General features: G+C 69.2%; 20 protein-coding genes and 3 pseudogenes. 9 read left to right on the top strand and 14 right to left on the bottom strand.

The window, feature by feature from the left end; all coding sequences use genetic code 11:
* Positions 1–652: 652 nt before the first annotated feature.
* The 3 genes from QCN29_RS34365 to QCN29_RS34355 all read right to left on the bottom strand — a co-directional run bounded on the left by QCN29_RS34365 (position 653) and on the right by QCN29_RS34355 (position 3075).
* On the bottom strand, positions 653–1525 hold the full coding sequence (locus QCN29_RS34365; RefSeq protein WP_279933099.1) for a GNAT family N-acetyltransferase: 873 nt from the start codon (positions 1523–1525) through the stop codon (positions 653–655).
* Positions 1526–1609: 84 nt separating this feature from the next.
* On the bottom strand, positions 1610–2758 hold the full coding sequence (locus tag QCN29_RS34360; protein ID WP_279933098.1) for an asparagine synthase-related protein: 1149 nt from the start codon (positions 2756–2758) through the stop codon (positions 1610–1612).
* A gap of 179 nt (positions 2759–2937) precedes the next feature.
* Positions 2938–3075 carry a lariocidin/triculamin family lasso peptide core domain gene (locus QCN29_RS34355; RefSeq protein WP_279933096.1) on the bottom strand — a complete coding sequence of 46 codons (138 nt, stop codon included), beginning with the start codon at positions 3073–3075 and terminating at the stop codon, positions 2938–2940.
* Between the two features lie 1614 nt (positions 3076–4689).
* On the opposite strand from QCN29_RS34355, the gene QCN29_RS34350 reads away from it, so the two are divergent.
* On the top strand, positions 4690–5169 hold the full coding sequence (locus tag QCN29_RS34350; RefSeq protein WP_279933094.1) for an HIT family protein: 480 nt from the start codon (positions 4690–4692) through the stop codon (positions 5167–5169).
* 63 nt (positions 5170–5232) lie between these two features.
* On the opposite strand, the gene QCN29_RS34345 is transcribed toward QCN29_RS34350, so the two are convergent.
* A complete protein-coding gene (locus tag QCN29_RS34345; RefSeq protein WP_279933093.1) occupies positions 5233–5370 on the bottom strand; it encodes a hypothetical protein in 138 nt (45 codons plus the stop codon).
* Between the two features lie 459 nt (positions 5371–5829).
* Here QCN29_RS34345 and QCN29_RS34340 point away from each other — a divergent pair, with 459 nt between their 5' ends.
* The 4 genes and pseudogenes from QCN29_RS34340 to QCN29_RS34325 all read left to right on the top strand — a co-directional run.
* Positions 5830–6111, top strand: a complete 282-nt coding sequence (locus tag QCN29_RS34340; protein ID WP_279933092.1) for a hypothetical protein — start codon at positions 5830–5832, stop codon at positions 6109–6111.
* Between the two features lie 1549 nt (positions 6112–7660).
* Positions 7661–7906: pseudogene (locus tag QCN29_RS34335) on the top strand (AAA family ATPase); the annotation flags it as partial.
* Positions 7907–8225: 319 nt separating this feature from the next.
* Entirely contained in the window at positions 8226–8408 is a 183-nt protein-coding gene (locus tag QCN29_RS34330) for a hypothetical protein (protein ID WP_279933091.1), read from the top strand.
* A gap of 559 nt (positions 8409–8967) precedes the next feature.
* Positions 8968–9327: pseudogene (locus tag QCN29_RS34325) on the top strand (glutamate synthase-related protein); the annotation flags it as partial.
* 121 nt (positions 9328–9448) lie between these two features.
* Here QCN29_RS34325 and QCN29_RS34320 read toward each other — a convergent pair.
* Together QCN29_RS34320 and QCN29_RS34315 are read right to left on the bottom strand one after the other, a co-directional pair.
* Positions 9449–9754, bottom strand: a complete 306-nt coding sequence (locus QCN29_RS34320; protein WP_279933090.1) for a hypothetical protein — start codon at positions 9752–9754, stop codon at positions 9449–9451.
* A gap of 103 nt (positions 9755–9857) precedes the next feature.
* Positions 9858–10211 (bottom strand): DUF3846 domain-containing protein, encoded by a 354-nt coding sequence (locus tag QCN29_RS34315; RefSeq protein ID WP_279933088.1) that lies wholly within the window; start codon positions 10209–10211, stop codon positions 9858–9860.
* Between the two features lie 336 nt (positions 10212–10547).
* Between QCN29_RS34315 and QCN29_RS34310 the strand changes: the two genes are divergently transcribed.
* Positions 10548–11240 (top strand): hypothetical protein, encoded by a 693-nt coding sequence (locus tag QCN29_RS34310; RefSeq protein ID WP_279933087.1) that lies wholly within the window; start codon positions 10548–10550, stop codon positions 11238–11240.
* Positions 11241–11344: 104 nt separating this feature from the next.
* Here QCN29_RS34310 and QCN29_RS34305 read toward each other — a convergent pair whose 3' ends face one another.
* The 5 genes from QCN29_RS34305 to QCN29_RS34285 all read right to left on the bottom strand — a co-directional run bounded on the left by QCN29_RS34305 (position 11345) and on the right by QCN29_RS34285 (position 14598).
* On the bottom strand, positions 11345–11473 hold the full coding sequence (locus QCN29_RS34305; RefSeq protein WP_279933086.1) for a hypothetical protein: 129 nt from the start codon (positions 11471–11473) through the stop codon (positions 11345–11347).
* Positions 11474–11752: 279 nt separating this feature from the next.
* Positions 11753–12136, bottom strand: coding sequence for a hypothetical protein (locus QCN29_RS34300; protein WP_279933085.1), 384 nt, complete (start codon positions 12134–12136; stop codon positions 11753–11755).
* A 494-nt stretch (positions 12137–12630) separates the two neighbouring features.
* Entirely contained in the window at positions 12631–12804 is a 174-nt protein-coding gene (locus QCN29_RS34295; RefSeq protein WP_264241861.1) for a hypothetical protein, read from the bottom strand.
* A 135-nt stretch (positions 12805–12939) separates the two neighbouring features.
* Positions 12940–13362 (bottom strand): hypothetical protein, encoded by a 423-nt coding sequence (locus tag QCN29_RS34290; protein ID WP_279933082.1) that lies wholly within the window; start codon positions 13360–13362, stop codon positions 12940–12942.
* Positions 13363–14208: 846 nt separating this feature from the next.
* Positions 14209–14598 (bottom strand): WYL domain-containing protein, encoded by a 390-nt coding sequence (locus QCN29_RS34285; protein ID WP_279933081.1) that lies wholly within the window; start codon positions 14596–14598, stop codon positions 14209–14211.
* A gap of 1749 nt (positions 14599–16347) precedes the next feature.
* Here QCN29_RS34285 and QCN29_RS34280 point away from each other — a divergent pair.
* From QCN29_RS34280 to QCN29_RS34270, 3 genes are all read left to right on the top strand, one after another.
* Positions 16348–17307 (top strand): DNA-processing protein DprA, encoded by a 960-nt coding sequence (locus QCN29_RS34280; RefSeq protein WP_279933079.1) that lies wholly within the window; start codon positions 16348–16350, stop codon positions 17305–17307.
* A 107-nt stretch (positions 17308–17414) separates the two neighbouring features.
* Positions 17415–18056 (top strand): ComF family protein, encoded by a 642-nt coding sequence (locus tag QCN29_RS34275; protein WP_279933078.1) that lies wholly within the window; start codon positions 17415–17417, stop codon positions 18054–18056.
* Positions 18057–18316: 260 nt separating this feature from the next.
* Positions 18317–19321, top strand: coding sequence for a DinB/UmuC family translesion DNA polymerase (locus QCN29_RS34270; protein ID WP_279933077.1), 1005 nt, complete (start codon positions 18317–18319; stop codon positions 19319–19321).
* Positions 19322–19346: 25 nt separating this feature from the next.
* Here QCN29_RS34270 and QCN29_RS34265 read toward each other — a convergent pair whose 3' ends face one another.
* The 3 genes and pseudogenes from QCN29_RS34265 to QCN29_RS34255 form a co-directional block, all read right to left on the bottom strand.
* Entirely contained in the window at positions 19347–20399 is a 1053-nt protein-coding gene (locus QCN29_RS34265) for a DUF6292 family protein (protein ID WP_279933076.1), read from the bottom strand.
* 56 nt (positions 20400–20455) lie between these two features.
* Positions 20456–20911: a hypothetical protein gene (locus QCN29_RS34260; protein WP_279933075.1), complete on the bottom strand. Its 456-nt coding sequence runs from the start codon at positions 20909–20911 to the stop codon at positions 20456–20458.
* 443 nt (positions 20912–21354) lie between these two features.
* Positions 21355–21493, bottom strand: a pseudogene (locus QCN29_RS34255) (IS110 family transposase); the annotation flags it as partial.

Genomic DNA, 21493 nt, shown 5'->3' with positions numbered 1-21493 from the left:
GTTTTGAAAGCCTTTCAGGCTTTCTTTCAATTCCCGCGTTGCGGGAATTGATGGTGTGTGAGGTGACGGGGCGTCCGCCGGTGGCGGACACGGTGGGGGCGGGGGGTGGGGCCCCTGTCGGGGCCGGGGGTGCGGGGGTGTTTTGTAGTGGGGGTGTGGCTAGAGTCTGGGCTCTGCCTCCATGTCCTCTGGCTGCTGGGCTTGGTGACGGGGTGTCGGGGGGTAGGTGTGGGCCCCTGTCGGGGCCGAGGGGTGGGGGGTGGGGTGACGGTACCGGTACGGCGGTACGTGCCCGACAGCCGTCGCCCCGTTCCAAGGCGCGGCGGAAAGTGATTGTCTGCCGCCCTGGCGGGCTCACCGCTTCCCCCTTTTCCGGACCGTGTCGGAATTCCCTCGCGCGGAATTTAGACACGGCCTTGCGGCGCGAATATCCGGGGCCCAGAAATACTGACCAAGAGGGGCGCAGCACCCGCCCGAGCAGATACTCAACCTTGTATCTGATGCCTCCTCAGAACCTAAGATCTGACGGTATGTCACTGACATTAAGAGGAATCGGAGTGCCATCGGGAGGGGGGATAGAGGGGAGGGAAAGTGAGAAACAGGCAAAGAGGAAGGGCCCCTTTCGGGGCCCTTTTCCGATAACTCTAGCCGGTTACACTGCGTGTGACAGGGTGTAGGAATAGAGCCGGTCGATTTCAGTGAATCCGGCGCTCTCGTAGAGGCGGATTGCTGCCGTACGGTCCCGCTCGTCTCCCGGGGGCGCGTCGTCATCGACGTAGAGGATCGCCTCGGTCGCGCCCAGGCCGGTCAGGACGTCGAGTGCGGAGCCGAGCATGGCCCGGCCCAGGCCCCGTCCCCTTGCATGGGGCTCTACCTCGATCCACCACAGCACGCCCGTGCCCTGGGCGGGCAGGCCGACGACCGCCTCTGCCACCACGCGGCCGTCCTGGCGTGCTTCCAGCCGTCGTGCATCCTTGCCCTCGGGATCGGGCCCCACGTGAACGTGAGGCAGGTGCGGCAGCGGGCGGGCGGGCAGATCGGCCCGCATGTACCGCCACAGCCGCTCACCGGTGAACCCGGCGCGCTCCAGCGCCCGTACCGTGGCGGGCCGGTGACGGACCGGCAGCGCCTCCAGCCCCAAGGTCAGAGCCGAGGCGAACTGGAACGCCTCCACACGTCGGGGAGCAAGCTCGGTGACGGCGTGGCGGATCAGAGCGTCGGCGGTGGGCTCGTCTTCCCGGCAGTGCAGCCACAAAAGGTGGCCGGTATCGTTCTTCGGGCGGACCGCGTACGACACCACACCCACCACCGCCCCGGCCGCGTCCACAGCCACCTGAGTCGCCGGCCCTTCCAGATCGGCCCACCAACCCGCATCAACCGGCGAGCGCCCCCCAAGGGCATCGCCGAGCATGGCAGGAGTCGGTACCGGCTGACCAGGCAGCCGGTCCGCGCTCACCAGGCGCAGCACGGCGGTACGGTCAGCCGAGACATACGGGCGCAGCGTCACGCCGAGTGCAGAGCTCACACCTACGACCATGGCCAGATACCTCCCTTCTGTCCAGCAAGCCCGCAGGACGGCGGAAGAGCCGCCCCACGAGCCTGCGACGGGTTAGATCACCGCTCCCCGCTCAACAGCTCCCAAAAGCCACTGCTCAATCGCGGAGACGGCCAGCAGAGCGGCCGGATCGGTCTCCCTGCCCAGCGCCGCGCGCTCGATCAGTCCGCACTCCACCGCGAGCAGCGGCGCGCTCGGGTCGAGGCTGCGGGCCTGATCACCCAGCGCCGCGCTGAAGTACTGCTTACACCGGGGCACATGGCGCAGCAGGGCGGGTGGCAGGAGGGACAGGACGAGCGACTTGCACCGCCAATACCCGGTGGGCAGGTCGGGCCGGTAACGATCCGCCAGCGGCACCGCGAACGCAGCCGACAGGAACGTGTCGGTCAGGAACGGGGACACCTCAGGCACCGGCCCCGCCTGAGGGATCGTCTCGTGCGGATAGAACGCGTCATACGCGTCCGCCTGCGCCCACGACCGGCCCCGCCCGGCATGGTCCGCGATCCGGTCGGCCACCCACTCCCGGCCCCATCGAGTCGCCGCCGACCGGTACGGCTCAGCCAACAGCGCGGGCGCAGCAGGACGGACCCACTCCGGCCAGTTCACCGCCCAATACGCGGCAGCCCTCAACGGGGCGGGCGCACACCCGGCCAGCAACGCCAGAGCCTCGCCGAACAGGCCAGGACCGGAGCGGGCCACGTCTGCGGCATAGCGCCGCGCCGCGCCCAACCCGTGCCGACGGGCGATCGGAACGGCGGCGTAGCGAGGCACACCCAGCAGCTCGTCCGAACCGCAGCCCGACAGCAGCACGCCAGCGCCCCGTTCGGCGGCCCGCTCATTCATGGCCGCGTTCAGGTCTGGCCGGGCATCCAGCCGGGGGCCCAGTGCGCTCCAGCGAGGCTCCGCCGCGTGCCGTGCGGGGTCGATCACCTCCAGATCCACGCCTGTCAGGCCCAGGTCGGCAAGGAGCCGGGAGACGACAGGGACACAGCTACGACCCTTGTCGTCCGTCATGTCCGCCGTGAACGCGATCACCCGGCGGCCCTCGGCCACCGCGTGCACGTGCGCGAGCGTCATCAGGGAATCCAGCCCGCCCGACACCGCGACACCGAGGGTGTCCACGCCGTCCGTCAGCGCTCGGACAGACTCGTTGAACGCGGCGCGCAGCCCCTCGGGATGCGCGGCGGGCACGATCGCAGGCATCGGGAGCCGTTCAACTCCGTGCCACAGGCTGACGGGGTAAAACTCCCCCGTCAGCGCAGGCGGGGCCAGCAGAAGGGCCACCGCATCCAGGTCAACCCCGGGGGCGGGGCCGAGCAGAACCAGCGGATCAACCGCCGTACGCCCGGCCCCGTCCCCGAAGGCACGTACGAGAGGACAGATCACCGCAGGACGGAAGCCGCCAGGCTGCGGATCACATCACGCACAACAGCGACCGGAGTGCGCTTGGCCTCCCCGAACGGCAGACCCTTCGACCCCTTCGCGTGCGTACCGTCCCCCGGCTTCGACTTCGTCGACATAAACAAAACTCCCCTTCCAGAATGCGTGTTCTCGGACCGCTGGCCGACTGCCACCGCCGACCAACAAGACAACAATAACCCATACGCATCACGACGTCTAGAGGTAAACGAAGATCAACTTCGCCAACTCCCCCAGCACCCAAGGAATTTGAACCCGCCGGAGGCAGGGCACAGCGGGGCGGGAGCCGCCACCCGAAACCCACAGCACACAAGGCCAGCCCCCAGCACGCAACCGCCGAAAAACAAGAGGAGCAGCAGCGCGCAGCAAGGGCACCGGCAAGCACAGCGCACCCATGCCCGCCCGCCCCACCCCACAGCACGTGAGAACACACAGCACACAGAGCCAGCGGAACGCAGCGAAGCGGAGAGCCCCCGACACACGTGGGCAGGCCGCGAAAAGCACAGCGAACCCGGCCCACCCGACCGCGGGAGCGAAGCGAGCGGCCGGGTGGGCCACACCGCAGCACCGACCACGCCACGCCCGGCCCACGCGGCGGACACAGACCGCGCAGCGAACCCGGCCCGCTCCCCCCTGCGAGCGTGCAACACCCACCCTCCCTCCCAGGCGCACAGCGCCCGAACACCCCCACCGATGTGCGCAGCACACCGAACACCACTCCCGGGCGCACAGCGCCCGAACACCCGCTCCGCGGGAGAAAGAGAAAAACCGCTGCGCCCCAACCCAACCCCCGCCAGCGGTGACACGAGACCGACACACCCAACAAACCAAAGACCACTGAGCAGCGCAGGAGGGGTCGGCCGCTGGCCGACCGAGGGAAGCCCCCTGCCGGGGGCTTCCCCGGAAGCCGGGGCGAGCCCCTGACGGGCCCCGAAACGCCAAGGCATGGGCTGAGAGCCATCCCGAGGCCGGCCGCCGGCCGGCGAGGCCCTGCCCCCTGCCGGAGCACCGGAAGGGGGCAGGGCCAGGCCCCTGCCGGGGCCCGGATACGCCGAGCACGGACCCTGTGGGAATATGGCCGTCTCCGGCCCCTGTTGCGGGCCCGTAAAACGGGCCCCGGGGCCGGGTGCTTGGGCGACTGGGCCTCCGCCGGCCGCCTGCAGGCCCCACGGGCGGGGCCGAGCCGGAACATCCCTTCAGCTACCGAACAACACGCCCCGGGCACGGCACCCACGGCTCCCGACAGGCCCGGAGCAGGCACAGCAGCAACGGCGTACACGGCCAGCCGCAGGCGCAGCAGACGCGAGGCCCGGCTGTGGCTGACTGAAGGCAGCCCCCTGACGGGAGCTTCGCAGGCAGCAGGGCCAGACCCCCCTACCCGGGCCCCGGGGACTCAGGCGCGGGCCAGGAGGCTGCGTACAGGCCGGGAGGCAGCCGCTTGGAATACCCGCCATCCATCCTCGCGCCCGCCGCCCTACGAAAACGAACTCCGCATCAAGGTGTCCCGGCACCCGGCTATCTCGCCGAGCCATCCTCCCATGCTCCATCACGCGCGCCGACCACCAGGTCGTCCAGGAGCCGATATCAGGCGACGGCGAGGGAGATCTTGAAAACGGCCGGGGCCGCTCCTCGCCCCACTCGCTTGGTCTTTGAACTGTGTGAGGAAGATGGAGATCGAAGAGCAGTCCTTGATCACCAGAATGTAGGTTTTGGCCATGACTGGCGACTGGCGGAGGGACCGGATCGGGACTGCACCGAGGGGCGAGAACCCGACCGTGCTGCGACGGCTCACGTCGGGGTTCGCAGTGATCGGGGACGTGCAGTTCCTGCCTGGCTACTCGGTCCTACTCGTGGACGAGCCGGATGTGCAACGGCTGTCGGACCTGCCGAAGGCAAAGCGCCTGTCGTTCCTGTCCGACATGGACCAGCTCGGCGAAGCCGTCGAGCGTGCCTGTCGACGGCTGGACCCAGCCTTCCAGCGGGTCAACCTGGAGATCCTGGGGAACACAGACCCGTTCTTACATGCGCATGTCTGGCCGCGGTTCGAGTGGGAGCCGACCGACGTGGTGGGTGCACCGGTGTGGCTCTATCCGCGTGAACGCTGGAGCGACCAGCACTCCAGACTCGGTCCGCAGCACGACGCGCTGCGAGATGCGATCAGCAGCGAACTCGACCAACTGCGCCCAGTGACCTGACACTCCGGGCCCGCCGACCGTCAGATCGGCAGGCCCGGTGAACCGGTGACGGTCAGCCGAAGCTCACTGGAGACGTCTGAGCGAGCCCATGTCGGTGACGCAGTTGGTGATCGCGGGGCGGGCGGCTTCCTGGGCGGCGAGCAGGGCGACGACCGTGACGGACTGGTCGCAATGCGGGCAGCTCCGGACTGCCGTCGGCACCAGTAGGTCGGGAGGCCGGGAGCTACCCCCTGCCGGCCCCCAGGAAACACAGCGCAGGCCCGCGGCCTCACACCTCGCCCCCAGCAGGCGCCTGCCGGCACCCGAGCGGCCCGGCAGGGCTCAACGGCGCAAGGAGGAGGTGTGACCGCCCATTGCTCGTTCGGGTCCGCTGTCTGGTCGATAAGGACGGTGGCGGAGGGACGTTACCTCCCGACAGGAAACGGCAGCCGCGGTATGGCCACCGATTGCTCGTACAGGCTCTCGACGAGGTGCGAAGTACAGGGCAGTGAAAGGACGTCACCTCGCGGCGGCCGACACAGGAGCTGGATTACGGGCCGTGGGCACTGTCACCATCGAGGCATCGCCGCAATGGACCCCACACCGCGCCGCCGGGCCGGAGCTGCGGCGCCCGCGCCCCGCCCACATACACAGGCTCAGAACTCCCTTTGGAGGCTAACCATGTCCACTCACCATGCCCCGGAGCCACACGTCGGCATCCAGCCCAACGGCGCCTCCACCCCGAATGAAGACGCTGCCGCTGCCGGCTGCGCGAAGCACGGCCGACTCACTCCGGCCGAGGCCGCGGTCGTCATCGCCGTCGTGTGTGCCGTGACCTCGCTCAGCGCTGCGCAGCGCCCCGTCCCCGCAGTCCTGGTCGGGCTTTGCGCGGCCGCGGCCGCCCTGCTGGTGAGACTGCCCGCCACCTGCCTGCTCGGACGCTGCGCGGGCGGGCAGGGATGAGCCACGGGCCGACGCCCGGGCGGCGCGTCGAGCTGGACGAACTGCATCGGCTCGCCGTCTGGTTGCGGCACCACAAGGGCGGACGTACGTACGACGGCCTGGCCAAGGCATGCGGGTACGCAGTCAGCGCCTGCACGCTGCGGCGGGCGGTCGACGGCCGCATGCCCACCTGGGACTCTGTCAAGGCGTTCGCCTGCGCCACTGGCGCCGACCTGAGCGAGGCGGAACGACTGTGGAAGGCCGCACAGGAAGCCGCCGCAGCAGCCCTGGCCACACCGGCCCGGACCGGCCGGAAGCCATACACCCCGGGCAAGATCTCCACCCTCAAAGGCCTGGGCACGGCCATGCGCCGGATCCGGGAAGAAGCCGGGTCACCCTCCCTACGGGCACTGGCCAGGGAGGCCGCCGGCAACCTGCCCAGAAGCACCCTGACCCTGGCCCTTCACGGGGAGCGGCTGCCCTCCGCCCCGCTCCTCAAAGCGTTCCTCAACGCCTGCCACGCCTCCGAGCCGGTCGCCTCGCAACTGAAAGCCACCCGAAACCGCCTCGACCCGCAGATTCCGAAGCCTGTCCAGGTCTTCACCTATCCGTGCCAAGCTGCCGAGGAAGAGGAGATCCGGCGCCAGCAGACCGAAGAGATCCGCGCCCGATGCGGTCTGGCCCCCTACGAAGAGGACGAGGACTGGTACGACCAGCAACTGCGGGAGGAAGACGAGACTCGGCACCTGCCATGGGGAAGGGAGCTGAGCGACGCCGAGATTGAAGCGTGCGAAGCCGAGGAAACACCCCCCGCAAGCGAGGAGCAGCCCCCACCCCCGGCCGTCGGCGAAGTCAACCCCATCCTCACGAGGACAACCCCCCAGGCCCCCGAACCTGACACCCGAAGCAGCGGACATCAGCCTCATCTGAGATCCCGGGGCATTGTCATGGGGCGCTGCTATCTCTGCGCCATGGGACTCCGACGCGGCGCGGATGGCAGAAGGCTGGGGCGCCCTGCGCCGGGCACACGACTCCTTCCTCACCGCCGAGCAGATACCCCAGAGCGGGCAAGACCGAGACATTCGACGCACGGATCATCACCCCCGAACGCCCTCGCCTGGCCCTCTACCTCGCCGAAGCGGTGTCCCCCAACGGCCATTAAGCGAGAAAAGCGACAACCTCGACGGGCTCCCCACGCTCACCTGCGGAAACGTCCGGTGCCAGCTACCAGCAGAGACGCGCCCGCGGGGAACGGCGCAGCCGGACCAGCGGGAGCTGGACGAACTGCACACATCTGTCCAGGCACGGTCGAACACGGCCGTGCCTGGACACACCAGAGCGCGTAATCACGCGCACGCCCGGCGACACGACACAACGTGCGCGGCGTGTCTACCGGGGCACCGGCCATGGAGCTGCGCACCCAACCACCCACCGGTGCAGGCCACCACGCCTCATCTCCGGCACCCGTAAAACACCCTGCTCAGCCGGGATTGCGCGGCTAACCCCCGCATCCCCCACTCTCGCCCTGCTCCACCACAACCCGGCCCGCAGCGACCTGCACTGCGCGACGCTGCTTCCCGCCGAGCAGCCCCGCGTGCTGCTCATCGACGAGCTCGACAAAAGCGACATCGACCTGCCGAACGACCTGCTGAAGGTTATAGAAGAGGGCGAGTTCGCACCGCCCGAGCTGGAACGGACAGCCGACCGGCCGGGCCACACCGAGCAGCGGACGCACATTGACGACCGCCGCCGGAAGCCCATACGGCACGGCACAGTGCGCTGCCGCGCGTTCCCGTTCACCGTGCTGACCAGCAACACCGGCACGTCGCGCAGCAGCGCCCGAAAGTGCGCGCAGAGGTGCGCAACGACGCCCGACACGGCATTGCGCACCCCCCACCGCCGACCGGAGCAGATCACCACCACCCGCCGCAGGCGCCACCGCAGCTCATTGCCGGCGCCCCACGTCGTCCCAGCTCAGCAGCAGGTTGCGCCACTAACCCATACATCCCGCACAGTCGCCCTGCTCTGGGACGACCCCGCCCGCCGCGCGGACGCAACCCAGACCGAACACGCCGTGGAGCGCGACCGCTCCACCTCGCCCATACATCCGCACACCAACCCCAAGGAACCCTTCCATGCCCCTGCTGTTCACCCTCACACTCGCCGTGGTCATCATCGTGGTGACCATGCTCCTGGCCCTCACCCTCGGTGCGCTGGTCAGCTGGCGCCCCACCCTCGCCGGACCGATCCAGGCCGCACTCGGCGGAATCATGATGATGATCGCCCTCATGGCCGTCCTTGTCACCGTCACCCGCTAACCACCACAACGGCCACGGCACGGGTCCCGTACATCCCCACCAAACAGAACGTGCGGGGCCCAAGCGGCCGGTGGTCCACCCGCGACCGGGCACACCCGCCTCAACGGCATCGGCACGGCGCACCACAGAGACGGCACCACAGGCCAACCACCGAGCCAGCCGCGCGCCGCGCCAAGTGCGCCCTTCCCGTACACGGCGCCACACGAGCGACAAACAGAAGGCCCCTTTCCAGGCCCCGTACTGGCGCTCACACCAGCTCGAGCTGCTCCGCGCCCGGCCGTACCCGACTGGACACCTCGGGGACGGTAGACGATGTCCCACGGGCCTGCCGCGGGCTTCGCCCGGGGCTCCAGCACCATCGCGACCGGCTCGCTGCCGTCCGAGGGAATCACCGTGCGGCGGGCCGGATCGCTCCGCTCGCCAAGCAGCCACTTAGTGACGATCCCGGTGAGCGTCTGGCCGGTCTCGGGGTGTTGCCACGTCACCCAACTGCCCGGCGAGTACCAGCCCGTGGCGGGCTTCGGCGCGGTGCCCCCGCGGCGATCCCGCCGCCACACCTTACGCACCCGCCCCCGGGTGTCGACGGCAGCGCGAACGGCACCCAACACGCGCGAGATACGCCTCTGGGANCGTCACCTCCGAGTACCTGGTCAACGCCGACGACATCCAGATCAAGATGGCGCAGGGCGCCAAGCCCGGCGAGGGCGGCCAGCTGCCCGGCCACAAGGTGTACCCGTGGGTGGCCAAGACCCGGCACTCCACGCCCGGCGTGGGCCTGATCTCCCCGCCGCCGCACCACGACATCTACTCCATCGAGGATCTCGCCCAGCTGATCCACGACCTCAAGAACGCCAACCCGGCCGCCCGCACCCATGTGAAGCTGGTCTCCAAGGTCGGCGTCGGCACGGTCGCCGCGGGCTGACGGTCTCAGCGGTGTGCACGCTCATCGCGGGTGCCCTTTCTCGGGGTGGTGTTCTCGGCGCGACGGAGGTGCCACTCCCCCACCGCAAGGGGCGCGAGCCTCTGCCCCGGGTGGGCTGTCAGCCCCACGTGACGCGCAGGCTCTGGGCCTGGGCGTACTCGGCGAGCTCGCGCAGCTCGTGCAGCCGCGACTGGACGTAGCCCTGGGAGCGGCCGCAGTCGATGAAGCGACCGTCCGCGACGGCGGGGCGTCCGGCGTCCTCGGGTTCGAGGGCGAGCGCGAGCAGGACGCGACCGAGGAAAAGCTGGGCGTCCTCGTCCCCGTACGGCTCGGCGTACCCGAGGGTGCCCAGCACGCGGGCCGCGTTGGAGTTCGCCATGTTCACCGGCTCGCCAGCGAGTTCGGCGCTGAAGGTGACCGACATGGTGGGCTCCTCTCACAGTGGTGGATGCTTCCGGCTGCAGCGGTGCCACTCCCCCGCCGCAAGGGGGGCCGGAGCAGCCTCCCGGCTGCTCCGGCGGTGAGGCTTAGAACTCCTCTTCGAGGCTGGTCAGCAGGGCCAGAAGCTTGTCCTTGGACAGCGGCACCGTCTCGCCCTCGCCGTCCGCGCCGCCGGTCAGCAGGACGGGCCCGTGGTAGTCCTGGTAGGTGAAGCCGAAACGGAAGGCCAGCACCGTCGCGAGCTTGTTGACCGGGTGGTTGTAGAGCCCTTCGTCGTCCAGCCACATGTCGAGCTGACTGGTGAGCCCCACGACGTCCACCCGCTCGCAGCGGATAACGGAGCGCATGACGGTCAGTCGGGCCTCGGAGTCGGCGGGCAGGTTGACCGGGACGATGTCCGCCTCGGGGGTGATGAGCAGGGCATCGGGCGTACGGGTCATGGGTGACTCCATCTCTCGCAGAGGTGTTCTCGGTGTTGGCCGACTGCCACCGCCAACCAACAAGACAACTATATCCTACATAGATCAGCGCCGTCTATGGGAACCGCCCACCACCGGCAGCGAATCGCTCCGCCGCTCCGGGCCGGGCGGGGCGCAGCCGGCCGAGCTGCGCACCGGCGACGAGCCTCAAGCACCTACAGGCGGGGCATCGACGGAGGGCGGCAGATCCGGCTACTCATGCATCAAAGGCGGAATCACTCCTGTCCGCCGTGCGCCCACGGGTACCGCGGACCAGCATGGGAACCGTCCCCTACACCATGACAGAAGGACCTCCACATGAGCTCGCGTGCACACTCCCTGCTGGCCGCCGGCGCAGCCCTCGCACTCGCGGGAGCGACAGCCTGCGCCGGCAGCAGCAGCGACACGGACAGCACGCCGACCAGTACGAGCAGTGCGCCTTCCGAGGTTGCGAGCACCGCAGACACCATCGGCGCCCCGCCCGGCGCGCAGGTGCTCGGCCGTCCCCGGAAGGGCGAACCGTTCAAGATCACAATTGACTTCAAGGACACCCGCCAACTGGACGAATTCCAGATCACCGTCCGGAGCGTGACGTGCGGGAAGCCCTTGGATCCCGCGGTCCTCGCCTATGCCGCCGACTCAATCGGTGCACCCACCCCGACCCCGACACCGGAAAGCGGGAAGCAGTACTGCGTCGTCGCCATGGAGGCACTGAACGTGGGGAAGCAAAAGTCGAACTGGAACGCCGACAACACCGTCACACTCAACGTCGGAGACGTCGCCTACAGCCAGACCCAGAAGGATGCCGCCTACGCCTTGGACTACGCGCAGTACTGGAACAGCAAAGGGCAGACCGGACCCACGTTCGGCATCAACCCCGGAAGCAAAGGCCCAGTGCACGGGATCTTCCAGATCCCGGCCGACGAGCAGCCCACGACTGTATGGGTCACGTCCGGCACCGCCATCCAGACCATTGACGGAGTCGAGCCCGGCTATCTAGTGCAGTTGTGATCCGACTCCGAGGCCAGGCCGCCCCGCAGTGACGCAGCACTCGGGCACGGCACCTGCTCACGCCCCCGGCCAGAGGCCGTCGGGCTGGCTGCGCCCCGGGGTTGTCAGTCCTGAACGAGTCGCAGGGCGCGGGCCTGGGCGGCCACGTCGAGGGCCGGGGTGCACCACTGGATGCTGTCGAGGACGAGTCGGTCGGTGACGTCGTCGAAGCCCTTGGGGACGCCGGCGAGCATGCGGACGAAGTAGGAGAACGCGAGCGCGTCGAGCTCCTTGGCCGGGCCGGACTCGGGGAGCAGCCGGTCGGGCTGCGCCCCCGGTGACGGGCGTCAGACCAGCACGGGCGGGGCGTCGGCGTACTGCACGCACTACGCCGCCCGCCTCGAGAGGCATGGAGGCTTCTACGGCGATGTCAGCGCCCTGAACGCCCTGAGGGAGTGGAGCGCTCTCGCTGCGGCTCCGTGAGCCACAGGGCCCGTACGCCACCGTACGGGCCCCTGTGGCAGCCTGTTTTCCTACGCGATGGAAATCTCGACGTCGGTCACCTTGGCGGTGACCTTGGTGGAGCCGCTCTTGGTGGAGAGCGAGACCTCCGAGTAGGAGATCTGGTCCTGGTCGCTCAGTTCAATCGTCTCGATGATGGGTCCACTCTCGTCCCCGCGAATCTCGTAGGTGATCGAGTAAGTTCTGTCGGGGTCGGGCTGCAGCAGGCCCTCGTAGCCAACCTCCGGCTCCACGGTGACATGGCACCCGGCGGAGCCGAAGCACTGCTTTTCCGTGATCTTCAGGGTGAGCGTGAAGTCCTCCGTGGTGGGGGAGGTGTTGAACATCTCCTCCGGCTCCTCCGTGGGCTCCTGCGCCACCTCGGCCGACGTTGCCGTGGGCTTGGAATCGACCACCGTCGGGCTCTGATCGGACCCAGGGTCCCTCAGGGCCAGGAAGAGCCCCCCAGCCACCAGGGATGTTGCCACAGCCCCCGTCGCCAGACCCAGAAGGAACGGTTTGCGCGCGCTCCCGGGAGTCTTCGGTGGAACGCTGGGCATCAAGGGCAGGGAATCGGTCGGCTCATCCATGGTGTGCGTTCTCATTCCGAACATGTAGGCGGTTTTCGACAGTAAAGCAGCACCCGACCTTCTTTCAGACGGACTTGCCCTACCTGTGACCTGTGTGCGGTTCGCCTGTCTGATCCTCGTAGCGGCACAGGCATTGCGACGGACACGGTCACGGGATGGACCCGCCCTTACGTAGAGCCGTAGAACGCACCGGTCGGGCACCCGCCAGCGCGCCGACGCTGCTGCCGCCGCACCGGCACGATCACGAGTGGATGGCGTGCCTTGAACGCACAATGGCCCGAACCAGACGGCTCGGGGCCCTTCTGTGCATTGAGAGGCAGTCAGGCAGTGGCATCTATGTCGATCAGGCTGATCTTCGCCTGCCGGTTGTTGATCGTCGCCAGGATCGGCGACTTCCCGTCCAGGCCCTTGGTCTTGTCCACAAGCTCCCGAAGGTCATCGAGCGTGATCTCTTTGCCTGTCTTCGGCTTCACATGAACACTCACAGGTGACATGCCCTCATGATGCAGACCATCGATCACCCTGTCACCAGTGCGCCTTCTCGGCGGCGCAATCTCGGCGCGGCGGGGGTAGCACTCCCCCGCCGCGGGGGTCGGGGCGCAGCGGGTCGGCTGCGCCCCGGGGGTTGGTCAGTCCTGGACGAGTCGCAGGGCGCGGGCCTGGGCAGTCGAGTCGAGGGCCGGGGTGCACCACTGGATGCTGTCGAGGACGAGTCGGTCGGTGACGTCGTCGAAGCCCTTGGGGGCGCTGGCGAGCATGCGGACGTAGTAGGAGAACGCGAGCGCGTCGAGCTCCTTGGCCGGGCCGGTCTTGGGGAGCGGCGGGTTGGTACGCAGGGCCGCGACGTACGCCAGGGCGAGCAGGCCGATCATGTCGGATTCGATGATCTCTTCGATCTTCCAGCCGGTGCGCTGCATCAGCGGCACCATGCGGGCCAGGAGGTAGCCCATGGCGTCTTCCATCTCGGCCTCGGCGTAAGGCATTTCCGGCTCGGGGGCCGGTGCCGGGGCAGGGACGGCGGAGAGCTGACGGCGGGCGTTCTCGTTCGGCATGATTCCCCTCGGTTCGGAGTGTGCGCCTTCGGCTGCGGATCGATCGCCACCGCCGATCCGCATAGTTCAAGTATGCATTCTCAGAGAATTCATTTCAAGGGTTCTGGATCAATTCGCGGCCGCATTTCCCGTGGCCAGGGCGGGTTTTGGACCCCGAGTGCGGGGCACTGTGCGGGTCGTGTCGTCGCCCCATGGCGCGCAGCGCCGTGAGCCGAGGGGAACGGCAACGCGAAGCGAGGGAGCGAGGCGCACAGCGCCCCCGACGACCGACTGCCGGACCCGAAGGTGCGTGAGAGCGCACAGCGCTCGGACCGGGCCGCAGCGCAGCGGAGCGCCCGGCACGCAGCGAGCTGGGGCGGGAAGCGAAGCGGACCGCCCCACCAGGCGGCACGGACCACGCAGCGCCCCGCACCCCGGGGAAAGAACGGGCGCCGCGCCCCCACGGTGCTGCGCCGGGGCCGGACAACTGCGCCCAGGCCCACGGCCGTCGGCGCGAAGGGTGGCCGCGTCGGGCCGGGGGTCGGGCCGCAGCAGAATGTCTGCTGCGGCCCGAAGGGGGTGTCAGCGGCCGCAGAAGGGGCCGAGCTGGGGGTCGCAGTGACGACATCGGGCGCACCGCTGGGCGTTCGTTGCCCGGCAGGCACACCCGTAGTCGACGGGCACGATCCGCTGGGTGTCCTCGTCGTACACGGCGTCTCGGATGTATCCGCGATCACAGGTGTCGCAGCAACAGGGGCAGCTGTAGGCCATGGTGATTCCTTCCAGAAGTCGAGTTGGGGCACCAGCCCGTGCGGGTGTGGGCGGCGAGGCGGGGGGCCCGCCCCGTGAGGGGCGGGCCCGGGTGGCCTATGCGGCCAGCACCAGCGGCTTCAGGTCCGGGTAGTCGCGGTCCATCTCCAGGGAGATCAGCTCAGCCTCGGTCTCCGCTGCGTGGGCGAAGCGGGTCTCGTTCAAGGGGGCATCGAGGACGAAGCGCAGGCGGTGGATCGTGTAGGAGACGATCTGCTCGGGGTGGAAGGTGCGCATCTCGCCGCGCATGCGGCACATGGCGCGGACGATGATGCGGCCCTTGTTGGTGGTGCGGATGTCGTGGATCTCGATGGTGCGCACCGACTCTTCGCCGTCGCTGTCGGTGTAGGTGATGGTCACGGCCCGCTTGCCGTCCATCGCGCGGATCAGGTCGGCCAGGGTGCGGGTGGAGGTCTGACGGGCGGTGCGCTTCATCGTGTTGAACATCGGGATCTCCCAGCGACGTGGTGTGTCTTCGGTGTTGGTCGACTGCCACCGCCGACCAGCAAGACAACTATATCCCATATGCATCACAATAGGAAGCGAAAACCGCCCTCGGTCTCAACTTTCCCCGGAAGCCCCACCAGTCCCGGCGGTCACCCTGGACCCCTGTCCGTTCTTCGTGAAGGTGGCGAGAGGAGTGCCCCCTGAGCTGCGGCTCGCCTTGATCGCTGAGCGGATTCCGGGGTTGCCGTCTCAGCGATCATGGCGGTTCCGGGGTTGCGCCGGCGGGTTGCCCGGCTGTTCTTCGGCCGCCGCCCTCAAGGCAGCCCCCATGGCCAGCCGTCGACCACCCGGTTCGCCAAGTTCGCCACGTTCACCGAGACGAGCGGCGCGCGGCTCGCCAACTCCAGCGGACACTCGCCAGGCATGCGGAGACCGGACAACCCCCCTCGCCGCGATGCCACCGCAACCATGTTGACTTGGTTACGTATAAGGGATATAGTTATCTCGGTCGCCAGGCGGTGGCAGCCGGGCGGCGACCGAGAAACGCGCACCTCAACAAGTCAACAGCGGACAGGAGTTCCCGAGATGGCCCGTACTTTCCACGACCGCCCCGTGCACCTCCAGTACGAGGAGCGGCCCTGGCTGACCCCCTTCCTGAAGGACGGCAGCCGGACGTGGCTTCAGAGGGCGGCGCACAAGCGGGACCGTGCGGCACTCAAGCGGGCGCTGCGCACCGGCAGCGAGCCGCCCCGCCCCCCAGCGCCGCCGCATCGACTGGGACGCGCACTGAGTCAGCCCCGACGAAACGGCCCCGCCCACCGGCGGGGCCGTTTCGCGTTCTGCCAGCAGCGCGGGTTGAGCGGCGGCCAGATACGCAAGAACCCCGCCGACGGCGGGGCGGATTCAGTGTGGCAGGAGAGTGCTACGAGCGTGCCCGTTTTGCCGCTTGGCTCGCCGCGCACTGGCGAGTGGCTCGGACGTTGTTCAGCGGCCCCACGATGACGACCAAAAGTGGTCCCACTTCGTGAAGATCAGGGACGGCTTGAGTTGGCCCTGCCCAAGAGCCATGCCTGATCAGCGTGGGATCCGGGTGGGGCCACCTGCGGCCGTCTCCTCACAAACCGGGACCGGTTGAAGCCGTCCGGGTGGAGCCGACGAACAACGTCACGGCCAGGCGAGCCTGGCACGGCGGACGAGCGGAGCCGGGGCAGGAAGTCGGGGCCAGCGGACGAGGTGCCGACGTGATGCGGGAGCCGAGGAGGGACGAGAGGAGGGACGACAGGGCGAGCAGGCCGCGCCGGGCCGTCAGAACAGAAAGCCTCTTCCTCCGACTATCGCGGAGAAAGAGGTGTCGGCGTCGGAAATGGGCTTGCCCAGGGGGTCTGACCAGGCAATACGCCCAAGATCACGAAAGGGGGGTTCACACCTCCGGTAGTACCTCCGGCGCAACTTTGGGTCCGCCTGTGCAGACAACTGTGCAGACAACCGTGGGTGCAACCCTCTTCCGGCGGCGCGCCGGCAGGCTTGCCCAGACCTCACGGACCGCCCGAGCCCTCGAACTGGAGCAGGAAGCCGGCCAGCCGCCGGCGCTGGCGCTGCCGGCGCGCCGAGGAGCTGTGCGCGGTACCACCCGATCGAGTGAGGGTCTCTCTGTGCACTGTCAGCGGCGTACGCAATGATGAGAGCGGCCCACAGCACCACTGCACCACCCTTCGAACATTCCCGGGTCGCGAGTAGAAGGACTACGACATGATCGCCATAACGCCCCAGCAGAGAGACTTGCTGGCCATCTGCGCACTGCGGGCGGGCAGCACGTCCGTCGACTGGAACCTGATCGCTCGGACCTGCCAGTCCCCGGAAGCTCTCCACGTCGTCCTCGGCGGAGACCTCCCCGAGGATTCCGCTGTGGCCCGGAAGAATCTTCCGGTCCTGCGCGACGCATTGCCGTACCTCGACGAAGCCCGTGCTCGGGTCGCCTCCGAGCTCGAGGCCGCCAAGGCGACCGGCGCGCGGCTGGTGACCGTGCTCGATCCGGCGTATCCGGCGAACCTGCGGCTGGTCCCCAATCTGCCGCCATTTCTGTTCCACCTCGGGGACCTGGAGGAGCGCGATGCCCGCTCCGCGGCCGTGGTTGGTACTCGCAACGCGAGCGACGACGGCATGCGCCGAGCTGGGCGTATGGCCCGCGGTCTGGTGGACAACGACGTCGTCGTCTTCTCCGGTCTCGCGAAAGGCATTGACACCGCGGCGCACACCGCAGCGCTCGAAGCCGGGGGCCGGACTGTGGCTGTCATGGGAACTGGAATCGCGGCCAAGATCTACCCGGCCGAGAACAAGCCCCTGGCCGCGCGGATCGTCGACAACGGCGGAGCTCTGCTCTCCCAGTTCTGGCCGACCTCCGGACCGGCGACATGGACGTTCCCGCGCCGCAACGTCGTCACGAGCGGGTCGACCATGGGCAGCATCGTCATTGAGGCGTCCTCGACCTCCGGCGCCAAGATGCAGGCCCGCATCGCGCACGAACACGGCAAGCACGTCTTCCTCATCCGCTCCCTGGCCACGAAGGAGCCGTGGGCCGCGAAGATGGTTGCGGAGAGGAAGGCGGTGGAGGTTGCCGAGCTCGACGACGTCCTCTCGCTCCTCGGCAGCGCCAAGCGCGTCCAGCAGGCCGCACAGCAGCGTCTTCAGCTCGCCCTGGCGGGCCTGTGACCGGCGCTGCCGAATTACCACAGCCCCTCAGATTCCCCAACTGCCCAAAGTGTGCGTACCGGTTCACCGGCACACCGCACATGTGCGCGGAGTGCGCTGGCGAGACCGTGCGCCCACTCGCGGAGAACCACTGCACGGTCTGCAGCCAGACCCTGCGGGAACCGGGCGCGGCCTGCTGGAACAGGATCTGCGGGTGGACTCCTGAGAAGAGGCGCTTCACCCGTGTGGACGCGGTGGCGCTCTACGCCTACCCGCTGGAACAGACGATCAGGAAGTTCAAGTACGACGGTGTCGCTGGGTGGGGCGTGATCTTCGGGCGGCTCATCGTCGGCTGGCTCAAGGCCCACGAGGACGAGGTGCGCGACATCGATCTCATCATCGGCAACCCCACGGCGCGTGACCGCGCACCGCTCCAGCACGTGGAGACCATGATGCAGGCCGCTTACGCGGAGGACGCCCTCGGGCAATGGCCCATCGCCGACCCCGCGAGCCCTGTCCTGACCAAGCTGCGGGAAACGGGAAAGTCGGCCAGCAGCGCGGCGACATGGCAGGACAAGATGGACGCAGCCCGCGAGCACGTGTCGGTCTTGCACCTGCGGCGGAGCGTCGCCGGTAAGCGCATCCTGCTCGTTGACGACGTGTTCACGACCGGAGCGCAGTTCCACACGGTGGGCACGTTCCTCACCACGCAGGGAAGGGCGAAGGAAGTCCGAGGGCTGGTCCTCGGCCGTACGCCCTCGCGCTCATAATCGGACGCGTCGCCTGGCGCAGCGCCCATCGCCGTGCCTGGTCACGACTGCCCGGGCGCGGTCGACGATGGCGGGCCAGTGGAGGCGTCCCATATCGGTACATGTACCCGATGGCGTTGCCGCTGGTCAGGGTGCTGGGCAAGCCTCGGGGGCGTGGCAGTGGGCAAGCCTCGGGTGTAGGTGGGCAAGCCCTGTCCGGGGCACCCCAGACATGCGCGTTCGATTCTTGTTCGAGTACGGTGAGGGTGGGAGGTGTCGCCATGGACGAGCAGCACGACCAGGCCGTGGGGGCTGGTTCGCCGATCCTCCATCTGCGCTGCCCGCGGGATGTCGATCCCGAGCTGTACCGCCTGCTGCTCGGCCTGGTGGCGGATGTGACTCCGGTGGTGCAGACCTTGCCGCCGTCCGCTGCTGTGGCGGACGTCTCCGGCAGCGTGCGGTTCTTCGATCGCGATCCGGCAGAGCTGGCCCGGATGATCCGTGCGCGGGCACTGGCGCTGTACGGCCTGCCCGTGGCGATCGGGGTGGGGCCGAACTGGACGGTCGCGGCGATGGCGTCCCGGGAGCCGGGGCGGGGCGGCGTGCGTGCGGTCGGCTCCAGTTCGGAGGCAGTGGCCGCGTTCCTGCACCCGCGGCCGGTCGGTGAGCTCCATGGCATCGGCAGCGCTCAGGAGCGGACGCTGACGACGTACGGGGTGCACACGATCGGGCTGCTGGCGAATCTGCCGGAGGCTACGGTACAGCGGGTGCTGGGCGGGAAGGCGGGCCGGCTGCTGCGCGAGCGGGCCCGCGGTATCGACCGCCGCAGGGTGGTGCCGGCCGAGCTGCCGCACAGCGCGGCCGCGCAGCGCCGCTTCCCCACCGACACCCTGGCTCCGGAGCTGGTGCGCTCCGCGCTGCTGTCGCTGGCGGTCGAGCTCGGCGAGCGCCTGCGCGGTCGCCGGCAGGCGGCGAAGGCGGTGACCCTGACGGTGACCTTCGCCGACCGCACCCAGCTCCACCGCAGCCGCCAGCTGCCCGGCGGGCCGTCCGCGCACACCGACGACCTGCGCGACTGCGCGTACGAGATGTATCGGGCCCTGGGGCTGCAGCGGGCCCGGGTACGGGCGGTCGTCCTGCGCTGCGAGCAGCTCGTGGACGCGGCCGCAGCCTGCGAGCAGCTGTCCTTCGACGCCGACCGGGAGCACCGGCTGCGCGCTGAGCAGGCCATCGACGCGCTCAACGCCCGCTTCGGCTCCGGCACCGTGGGCCCCGCGGCGAGCTAACCGCAGGCCGGGTGACTCCGCGGCTTCAGGCCCTGGGGTGCTTGGAGCCCTTGCGCCGGTCGGCGAGCTGCTCGAGCAGCTCGGCCGGCTGCGGCCGGGTGCTGCTGCCGAGGTAGCGGATGCCCTCGCCTTCCGGAGGGGTGCCGGTGTCCTTTCCGATCGGGTGGCGCCGGCTGGTCGCGGTGCGCCATCCGTACCGCTCATCCCACACCAGCACCGGCGACGTCTGGCTCGCGGTGAGCGGGACGGCGGCCGCCAGGTTCTCGCCTGCGAGTTGGCGTACCTCCACCTGGACCGGCTCGGCGACGCCGGCCTCGGCCAGGGCGTCGGCGACCTGCTGCAGGTACGGGCGGGCGCGGCGGATGCGCAGTTCGGCCTCGGCGATGGCCGCGGCGCCGCGGTGGGTGACGGTGGGGTAGCCGAGGCGCTCGGCGGCCTCGAGCGGGGTGAGCTCGGGGGTGGCCTCGACCAGGTCGGCGATGCGCCGGCCGCGGAGCTGCGCGAGGCCGGCCTGGGCGGTGGGGAACTTCGCGATGCCCAGGGTGTCGGCGACCTCGGTGAGCGTGATGGTCGGGTTGGTATCGAGGAGTTCGGCGATCCGGGGCAGGATTTCATCGCGCGGAATCATGTCGCCGCTGCCGGTGCGGCGGCCACCGCCGGCGCCGCGGCCGGGCCGGTCGGCCTTGTAGCCGCGCACCACGCGGCGCGGCCAGTGCTCCGTACCGTCCTCTTCGGGGACGAGGACGACGTGCTCGGCCAGCTTGGGGTCACTCTTGTACTTGTTCCAGCTGGCCGGCGAGACGCCGAGCTCGGCGGCGGCCTCGTGGCGGTCCAGCAGGTCCTCCTCGTCATCGACCTCCGGCAGGGCCGGGACGGGCCGGCCGGCGTGGAAAGCCTTCGTCTGCTCGCTGTCCCACAGCAGCGCCCTCGAGGTCGGCGAGCTGATCGGGGCGGGGTGCCCCTCCTGAGTGTGGGGCTTCTTGTTGCGGAAAGTGCCGAGCGGCATGCCCAGTTGGGCGGCCAGGTCGGCCATGGTCTGTGCGTACTTGAGGCGTCCGGCGCGGATCATCTTCTTCATTTCTCCATCACGGTGCGGGCAGGCCGCCGGCGAGGGCGCCCCGCCCAGGGCGGGCGTCAGGCGGTTGAGGGGTCCGGCAGGCAGTTCGGCAAGCACGGCTCACCGGGCACGGCGCCGCATCCGTCGCAGCTGCGGGCGGCGGCGTCGATGAGCGGCCGCAGGTAGGCGAGGACGCCGGCGGCGTGGGTGAGCGGAATCAGGGCGGCAGCGGTGATGACATACAGGGCGTGCGGGGCGCGGCGCGTGGTGGTCACGCGGATACCGGCGGTGTCGCCCGGGCCCGAGGCGAGATCCGGCAGGACGAGGCCGTCGGGGTGCCACTGCACGATGACATCGGCGTCGGCCAGGTCACGGGCGAGCTCGGCGAGTTCGACGGACGCGGCCGCGGCGCTGGCCGGCCAGGCCAGCTGCGCGCTCTCGCCGGAGGCGCGCTCGGCGGCGTCGGTGACGGCCGGGGCTTCGAGCTCCTGGACGTGGTGGTCTGTATCGCGCCGGGCGAGGTAGACGGGCATGGGCTGCTCCTGATGTGAGGTGTGCTCGGCACCGGCGCGCTGCCACAACACGCCAACGAGACAACAATACCCCCTTTGCGTCACCATCGGCAAGGAAGCGTGTACCTCACGTGGCGCCGGACGGATACACTCGCCAATGAGACCGCCTCTCGGGTTCTCCCGCGGAGTGTGTGTTTTCGGTTGGCCGGCGCCCTTGCCACCCGCTTCGGCGGATTAGGCGCCGGCCTTTTGCGTGCCGGCGAATCGCCAGGCCGCCCGTCGCGCATCAGCCGGGCGACACAGCAGACACCTTCCGGCATGCCACATTCCACGAATGTGATGCGTGTATGGTATAGTTGTCTTATAGTCTGGCGGCTGGCCAGCACACCAAGACACCTACGAAGAGCACGACTTGCAGATCAGCAAGAGACGCTCGTGGCTGCCCAGGAGTCTCAATGACGAAGTCAAGCCGCTTGCGTGACTGGCGGGGCGGAGGTGAAGACCCGTCCGTCACGCAGCAGGGCCCACAACACACTCGCCCGCCGGCGGGCCAGAGCAATGACGGCCTGGACGTGCTTGCAGCCCTCGCCGCGCTTCTTCAGG

The organism is Streptomyces chengmaiensis (assembly GCF_029846775.1).
GTDB lineage: Bacteria > Actinomycetota > Actinomycetes > Streptomycetales > Streptomycetaceae > Streptomyces > Streptomyces chengmaiensis.
Note: the sequence above shows the minus strand (reverse complement) of the source record. Positions and strands in the feature narration are given on the sequence as shown.